A 6,234-nucleotide genomic window follows, 5' to 3' on the forward strand; every position below is an offset into this window, starting at 1 on the left:
GATAAAAATGGTACAATAATAATTTGAGGTAATAAAAATGAGATTAGACAAGTATTTAAAAGTATCACGAATTATTAAGCGCCGCACAGTCGCAAAAGAAGTAGCAGATAAAGGTAGAATCAAGGTGAATGGAATCTTGGCCAAAAGTTCAACGGATTTGAAAGTTGATGACCAAGTTGAAATTCGCTTTGGAAATAAGTTGTTGCTTGTTAAAGTACTAGAAATGAAAGATAGTACAAAAAAAGAAGATTCAGCAGGTATGTATGAAATTCTCAGTGAAACACGGGTAGAAGAAAATGTCTAAAAATATTGTACAGATGAATAATTCTTTTATTCAAAATGAACATCAACGTCGTCGTTACCTTATGAAGGAGAGACAAAAACGAAATCGTTTTATGGGTTGGGTCCTTATTTTGATGATCTTGTTGTTTATTTTACCAACTTATAACTTAGCTCAAAGCTATGATCAGTTACTGCAACGCCGTCAGCAATTGACAGAGTTGAAAGAGCAGTACCAAACTCTTAGTGACGAAAAGGATAAGGAATCTGCTTTTGCTGCAAAGTTGAAAGATGAAGACTATGTAGCAAAATATGCACGCGCCAAGTACTATTACTCAAAGAAACGAGAAGCAATTTACACAATTCCTGATTTGCTTCCGAGGTAATATCATGGAAAATTTATTGGAAGTTGTTGAGCAATTTTTAAGTTTATCAGATGAAAAATTAGAGGAATTGGCAGCTAAAAACCATTTATTACGATTACAAGAAGAAAGGGAAGAGAAGAATGCGTAAGTTCTTAGTAGTTTTATTGCTACCTGCTTTTATCATAACTTCAAGAGTAGTTAGCACAGAAAAACAGCTTCCTTACTCTTCGCAAGAAATTTATTATCTAACTGAGTCTGATTATGGATTCTACTATAAAGAAACTCTGGAATCCCCAATGGTATATGGAGAAACAGCCGTCTATTCTAATGAGGATCTTATTAAGGAGTCTGGTAAATTGACTCCTGGAAATGCCTTTAAAATCGTAGAATGGCGTTTGAATAGACAAGGTGTTCCTGTTTTTAAATTAGATAATCACCAGTTTATCCTTGCAGATAAGCGCTTGGTCTATGATCAAAGTCAAGTTCAAACTCAAAATAGGCAAGTATGGTTGGAGCCAGGGTTTGTTATATATAACAGCCCCTATGATGCGAAAGAAATTTCTTCCTCTTTCTCTCCCTATCAACGCGTAACAGTGGATAGAACCCTTTTTGCTGAGGGACAAGAATTTCTTCATATCAATCAAGTTGGGTGGGTATCAAAAGAGTTCGTCTCAGAAGAAGACAATCGCATCCAGAAGGTTCAAGAAGTTTTATCAAACAACTATCAGAATGAAAATTATTCTATTTATGTTAAACAACTGAGTACAGGTAAAGAGGCTGGGGTGAATGAAGACAGCAAACTCTATGCAGCTAGCATCTTGAAACTAGCCTACCTTTATTATGCTCAAGATAAGATAAATCAAGGAGAGTATAGGTTAGACAGTAGCTTCAAGTATATCTCAGAAGTAAATAGTTTTCCTGGGTCCTATAAACCAGAGGGTAGTGGTAGCTTACCTAAAAAAGAAGATAACAAAGAATACAGTCTTCAACAGTTAATTACCAAGGTAACAAAAGAGTCTGACAATGTTGCTCATAATATTTTAGGTTATTACGTGACCAATCAATCTGATGGGGCTTTCAAAGAAAAAATGTCCACCATTATGGGTGAAGATTGGGATGTGAATGATAAATTGACTTCTTCAAAAATGGCTGGAAAGGTCATGGAAGCTATTTATAATCAGAATGGTTTTGTCCTAGAGTCTCTAGGTAAGACTGATTTTGACAACCAACGAATCGCAAAAGGTGTTTCAGTTAAGGTAGCTCATAAAATTGGAGATGCCGACGAGTTTAAACATGACACTGCCATTGTCTATACGGATTCTCCTTTCGTTCTTTCTATTTTTACCAAAAATTCTGATTATGATACTATTGCTAAGATAGCTAAGGATGTCTATGAGGTTCTAAAATGAGGGAACAGGATTTTTTAAATCATTTTCTCCGAAAAGAGTATTTCAAAAAACATTCGAAAGTCGTGTTAGCTTTGTCTGGCGGACTGGATTCAATGTTTTTATTCCAGCTATTGTCTACTTATCAAAATGAGTTGGGAATTGAGTTGATTTTAGCACATGTCAATCACAAGCAGAGAAGGGAATCTGATTGGGAGGAAAATGAACTAAGGAAGTTAGTTGATGCAGCTGAACTTCCTATTTATATCACAAGCTTTTCAGGAGACTTTTCAGAAGCGCGTGCTCGAGAGTTTCGTTATGATTTTTTTAGGAAAATTATGAAAGAGGTTGGAGCGACTGCCTTGGTTACCGCCCACCATGCAGATGATCAAGTTGAAACGATTTTGATGCGCTTGATTCGAGGAAGTCGGTTACGCCATTTAACAGGGATAAAAGAAAGTCAAGTAGTTGATGATATTGAAATCATCCGTCCCTTGTTGCAATTTCATAAAAAGAATTTTCCACCAATTTTTCATTTCGAAGATCAAACAAATCAGGAAAATACCTATTTTCGCAATCGCATTCGGAATAGGTATATACCAGAGCTTGAAAAAGAAAATCCTCGTCTTAAATCCGCCCTTTTAGATTTAGGAAGGGAAATTTCAGATTACCAAGCAACAATAACGGAGCTTTCGAAACAAATTGATGTGGAAGATTTGAATGAGCTATTTTCATACTCTCAACAAACTCAAGGAATATTGCTCCAGAACTATCTTAATCAATTCCCAGACTTAAATCTGACGAAGGCTCAGTTTGATGAAGTTCGACAGATTTTAGCAACTAAAAGCCAGTATCGTCATTCTCTTAAAAATGGCTATGAATTGATAAAAGAGTATCAGAATTTTCGAGTTTGCAAAATCAGTCCACAGGCTGATGAAAAGGAAGATGAACTTGTGTTACACTATCAAAATCAAGTTCGATATATGGGCTATTTATTTTCCTTTGGCATTCCTATTGAAGGGGATTTTGTTCAAAAAGTAACGGTTTCACGGGAAACATCTGTACATATTAGATGTCGAAAACCTGGCGACGTTATTATCCTAAATGGTCATCGAAAGAAACTGAGACGCTTATTTATAGATTTGAAAATCCCTATTGAAAAACGAAAAACAACCCCTATTATTGAGCAATTTGGAGAAATTGTCTCAATTTCAGGAATTGCGACCAGTGATTTGAGTAAAAACACGAAAAATGATATAATGAACACTGTACTTTATATAGAAAAAATAGATGGGTAAAAAGATGTTAGAACACGATATAAAAAAAATCCTCGTTTCACATGATGAAATTACAGAAGCAGCTAAAAAGCTAGGTGCGCAACTAACAAAAGAATATGAGGGGAAAAATCCAATTCTTATTGGAATTCTGAAAGGATCAATTCCTTTTATGGCTGAATTGGTCAAACATATTGATACGCATATCGAGATGGACTTCATGATGGTATCTAGTTACCATGGTGGAACAGCAAGTAGTGGTGTCATCAATATCAAGCAAGACGTGACTCAAGATATCAAAGGAAGACATGTTTTATTTGTAGAGGATATCATTGATACAGGTCAAACTTTGAAGAGTTTGAGAGATATGTTTATTGCAAGAGAAGCAGCTTCTGTTAAAATCGCGACTTTATTGGACAAACCAGAGGGACGTGTTGTTGAAATTGAAGCGGATTATACTTGTTTTACTATTCCAAATGAGTTTGTAGTAGGTTATGGTTTGGACTATAAAGAAAATTATCGTAACCTTCCTTATGTCGGAGTATTGAAAGAAGAAGTTTATTCAAATTAGAAAGATTTATCTTTAATGAAAAAACAAAATAATGGTTTAGTTAGAAATCCATTTCTATACTTGTTAATTATCTTCTTCCTAGTGACAGGATTCCAGTATTTTTACTCTGGAAATACTGCTGGACGAAGCGAAAAAATTAACTATACAGAACTGGTAAAAGAAATTACTGCAGACAATGTAAAAGAATTAACCTATCAGCCAAATGGTAGCATCATTGAAGTGTCTGGTGTTTATAAAAATCCTAAGACTAGTAAAGAAGAAACAGGAATTCAATTTTTCACTCCTACAGCTACAACAGTAGAAAGATTCTCAAGTACTATTCTTCCGTCTGATTCAACAGTTTCAGAATTACAAAAACTTGCTTCTGAACATCAGGCAGAAGTAACAGTCAAACATGAAAGTTCAAGCGGTATGTGGATCAATATCCTTGTCTCTGTTGTGCCATTTGCTATTCTTTTCTTCTTCCTATTCTCTATGATGGGAAATATGGGAGGAAATAGTGGCCGAAATCCAATGAGTTTTGGACGTAGCAAGGCCAAAGCTGCAAACAAAGAAGATATCAAGGTACGATTCTCAGATGTTGCGGGTGCTGAGGAAGAAAAACAAGAATTAGTAGAAGTTGTTGAATTTTTAAAAGATCCAAAACGATTTACAAAACTTGGTGCACGTATTCCTGCGGGTGTTCTTTTGGAGGGGCCTCCTGGTACAGGTAAGACTTTGCTTGCTAAGGCGGTTGCTGGAGAAGCAGGAGTTCCATTCTTTAGCATCTCAGGGTCGGATTTTGTAGAAATGTTTGTCGGAGTTGGTGCAAGCCGCGTTCGTTCTCTTTTTGAGGATGCAAAAAAAGCAGCGCCAGCCATCATCTTTATCGATGAAATTGATGCTGTTGGTCGCCAACGTGGTGTAGGCCTTGGTGGAGGAAATGATGAACGTGAACAAACCTTGAACCAACTCTTGATTGAAATGGATGGTTTTGAGGGAAATGAAGGGATCATCGTTATCGCTGCGACGAACCGTTCAGATGTTCTAGATCCAGCTCTTCTCCGTCCAGGACGTTTTGATAGAAAAGTCTTAGTTGGTCGCCCTGATGTTAAAGGTCGTGAAGCAATCTTGAAAGTTCATGCTAAAAATAAACCTCTGGCAGACGATGTTGATTTGAAACTAGTTGCCCAACAAACCCCAGGTTTTGTGGGAGCTGACTTAGAAAATGTTCTAAACGAAGCAGCCTTAGTTGCTGCTCGTCGCAACAAATCAATCATTGATGCTTCAGATATTGATGAGGCAGAGGACAGAGTGATTGCTGGACCATCTAAGAAAGATAAAACAGTATCACAAAGAGAACGTGAATTGGTTGCTTATCATGAGGCTGGACATACCATTGTTGGTTTAGTCTTGTCAAATGCCCGTGTTGTTCATAAAGTTACCATCGTACCACGTGGACGTGCAGGTGGCTACATGATTGCACTTCCGAAAGAGGATCAAATGCTTCTATCTAAAGAAGATATGAAAGAACAATTAGCAGGTTTGATGGGTGGTCGTGTAGCTGAAGAGATTATCTTTAATGTCCAAACGACAGGAGCTTCAAATGACTTTGAACAAGCCACACAGATGGCGCGTGCAATGGTCACTGAATACGGTATGAGTGAAAAACTTGGCCCAGTTCAATACGAAGGTAATCATGCTATGTTTGGTGCACAAAGTCCTCAAAAATCAATTTCAGAGCAAACAGCCTATGAGATAGATGAGGAAGTTCGTTCATTATTAAATGAGGCACGAAACAAAGCTGCTGAAATTATCCAATCAAATCGTGAAACCCACAAACTGATTGCAGAAGCATTGTTGAAATACGAAACATTAGATAGTACACAGATTAAATCTCTTTACGAAACAGGGAAAATGCCTGAGACAGTAGAAGAGGAATCCCATGCACTATCTTATGATGAAGTAAAATCAAAAATGAGTGAAGAAAAATAAATTTAGAGAGGTTCAACCTCTCTTTTATGTTCTAATGTGATGGCTACCGAGCGGATGCCTTGATAGTTGACCCTCCTCGTACAGGCTTAGATGATAAGCTGTTGGAAACCATTCTGACCTACGTTCCAGACAAAATGGTCTATGTATCCTGCAATGTTTCGACCTTAGCGCGAGATTTGGTTAAACTAGTAAAAGTCTATGACCTCCAGTATATCCAGTCGGTCGATATGTTTCCCCACACTGCACGGACAGAAGCAGTGGTTAAATTAGTGAAGAAAAGAAAAAATTAACTTCACTGAAAAAAGTCCTTGACAAAGGTAAAAAAGTAGGTATAATAGAAAGAGTTGAAAAACTCAAGGTCCGTTGGTCAAGGGGTTAAGACACCG

General features: G+C 37.0%; 7 protein-coding genes and 1 pseudogene. All 8 read left to right on the forward strand.

Features of this window, described 5'->3' with window-relative positions; translation table 11 throughout:
• Positions 1-37: 37 nt before the first annotated feature.
• Entirely contained in the window at positions 38-304 is a 267-nt protein-coding gene (locus HMPREF2655_RS01355) for an RNA-binding S4 domain-containing protein (protein WP_070837248.1), read from the forward strand.
• Positions 297-665: a septum formation initiator family protein gene (locus tag HMPREF2655_RS01360; protein WP_000041922.1), complete on the forward strand. Its 369-nt coding sequence runs from the start codon at positions 297-299 to the stop codon at positions 663-665. Before HMPREF2655_RS01355 ends, HMPREF2655_RS01360 begins: the two co-directional genes overlap by 8 nt.
• A 4-nt stretch (positions 666-669) precedes the next feature.
• Positions 670-792, forward strand: coding sequence for an SP_0009 family protein (locus HMPREF2655_RS10390; protein ID WP_000429343.1), 123 nt, complete (start codon positions 670-672; stop codon positions 790-792).
• Positions 785-2,053 (forward strand): serine hydrolase, encoded by a 1,269-nt coding sequence (locus HMPREF2655_RS01370; protein ID WP_070837250.1) that lies wholly within the window; start codon positions 785-787, stop codon positions 2,051-2,053. Before HMPREF2655_RS10390 ends, HMPREF2655_RS01370 begins: the two co-directional genes overlap by 8 nt.
• Positions 2,050-3,327: a tRNA lysidine(34) synthetase TilS gene (gene tilS, locus HMPREF2655_RS01375; protein WP_070837252.1), complete on the forward strand. Its 1,278-nt coding sequence runs from the start codon at positions 2,050-2,052 to the stop codon at positions 3,325-3,327. The genes HMPREF2655_RS01370 and tilS overlap by 4 nt, the downstream gene beginning before the upstream one ends.
• Before the next feature lie 4 nt (positions 3,328-3,331).
• The gene (hpt, locus tag HMPREF2655_RS01380) at positions 3,332-3,874 is read left to right on the forward strand and encodes a hypoxanthine phosphoribosyltransferase (protein WP_000889404.1); all 543 of its coding nucleotides are present in this window, start codon (positions 3,332-3,334) and stop codon (positions 3,872-3,874) included.
• A 15-nt stretch (positions 3,875-3,889) separates the two neighbouring features.
• The gene (ftsH, locus tag HMPREF2655_RS01385) at positions 3,890-5,848 is read left to right on the forward strand and encodes an ATP-dependent zinc metalloprotease FtsH (RefSeq protein ID WP_000744587.1); all 1,959 of its coding nucleotides are present in this window, start codon (positions 3,890-3,892) and stop codon (positions 5,846-5,848) included.
• A gap of 38 nt (positions 5,849-5,886) precedes the next feature.
• Positions 5,887-6,138 (forward strand): annotated as a pseudogene (locus tag HMPREF2655_RS09865) (23S rRNA (uracil-5-)-methyltransferase RumA); the annotation flags it as partial.
• Positions 6,139-6,234: the final 96 nt, after the last annotated feature.

Source organism: Streptococcus sp. HMSC066F01, assembly GCF_001837335.1.
Lineage (GTDB): Bacteria > Bacillota > Bacilli > Lactobacillales > Streptococcaceae > Streptococcus > Streptococcus oralis_S.

Coding starts and splice junctions, on each gene's coding strand:
- HMPREF2655_RS01355 (WP_070837248.1), top strand. CDS start 38: ATGAGATTAGACAAGTATTTAAAAGTATCACGAATTATTAAGCGCCGC.
- HMPREF2655_RS01360 (WP_000041922.1), top strand. CDS start 297: ATGTCTAAAAATATTGTACAGATGAATAATTCTTTTATTCAAAATGAA.
- HMPREF2655_RS10390 (WP_000429343.1), top strand. CDS start 670: ATGGAAAATTTATTGGAAGTTGTTGAGCAATTTTTAAGTTTATCAGAT.
- HMPREF2655_RS01370 (WP_070837250.1), top strand. CDS start 785: ATGCGTAAGTTCTTAGTAGTTTTATTGCTACCTGCTTTTATCATAACT.
- tilS (WP_070837252.1), top strand. CDS start 2,050: ATGAGGGAACAGGATTTTTTAAATCATTTTCTCCGAAAAGAGTATTTC.
- hpt (WP_000889404.1), top strand. CDS start 3,332: ATGTTAGAACACGATATAAAAAAAATCCTCGTTTCACATGATGAAATT.
- ftsH (WP_000744587.1), top strand. CDS start 3,890: ATGAAAAAACAAAATAATGGTTTAGTTAGAAATCCATTTCTATACTTG.